Annotated in this window: 1 protein-coding gene; it reads right to left on the bottom strand. The window is 72.0% G+C overall.

Features of this window, described 5'->3' with window-relative positions:
• On the bottom strand, positions 1–1,058 hold a 1,058-nt coding region (wecB, locus tag AB0O00_RS41030), incomplete at its 3' end, for a UDP-N-acetylglucosamine 2-epimerase (non-hydrolyzing) (protein ID WP_363659744.1).
• Positions 1,059–1,091: the final 33 nt, after the last annotated feature.

The raw sequence follows: 1,091 nt of genomic DNA, 5'->3' as shown, positions 1-1,091 counted from the left end.
GCCAGGATCCGCTCGGTGGCGTGCCCGTCGCCGAACGGGTTTCCGGCCTTCGCCATGCGTCCGTACGCCTCCTCGTCGTCCAGCAGGTGCATGGCGGCGTCCAGGATGACGTCCGGTTCCGTGCCCACGAGTCGGGCCGCGCCGGCCTCCACGGCCTCGGGCCGCTCGGTGGTGGTGCGCAGGACGAGGGCGGGCTTGCCGAGGGTGGGGGCCTCCTCCTGGATGCCGCCGGAGTCGGTCAGGACGAGGTCGCAGCCGGCCAGGGTGGCGGAGAAGTCCACGTAGTCGAGCGGCTCGACGATGCGGACGGCGGAGTGGTCGGACAGTTCGGGCAGCAGGGCCTCGCGGACGGCGGGGCTCTTGTGGAGTGGCAGCACGAGCTCGACGTCGCCGCGGTCGGCGAGCCGGCGCAGGGCCTTGCCCATGGCGCGCATCTTGTCGCCCTGGTTCTCGCGGCGGTGCAGGGTGACGAGGACGCGGCGCAGGCCGCTGCTCTCGAAGTGGTCGCGGCCGGCGCCCTGTTCGAGCACCCAGAGCAGGTTGTCGATGACGGTGTTGCCGGTGACGAACAGCTCCGCCGCCGGCACGCCCTCGGCGGTGAGGTGTGCGCCGGCACGGGGGGTGGGCGCGAAGTGCCAGCGGGCGATGCGGCCGATGAGGCGGCGGTTGAGCTCCTCGGGGAAGGGGTTGTCGAGCACGCCGGTGCGCAGTCCGGCCTCGACGTGGGCGACGGGGATGTGCTCGTAGAACGCGGCGAGGGCGCCGGTGAGCGCGGTGGTGGTGTCGCCCTGGACGATGACGAGGTCGGGGCGCTCGGCGTGGACGACCTCGCCCAGCCCTTCGACCAGACGGGCCGTCAGCTTGGACAGCTCCTGCCGCTCTCTCATCACATCGAGCTCGAACTTGGCCTCGACCTGGAGGAGTTCGAGCATCTGCTGGAGCATCTCGCGGTGCTGTCCGGTCGAGACGACGAGCGGCTCGAAGTGTGGGGAGGCGGCCATGGCGCGCACCACGGGCGCGAGCTTGATCGCCTCCGGGCGGGTGCCGAGGACGAGCATGGCGCGGACGGGTGTGGTGTTCGTGTTCGGGGA

The sequence above is a fragment of the Kitasatospora sp. NPDC093558 genome, assembly GCF_040683475.1.
GTDB lineage: Bacteria > Actinomycetota > Actinomycetes > Streptomycetales > Streptomycetaceae > Kitasatospora.
This window is presented reverse-complemented; position numbering and strand designations above follow the sequence as displayed.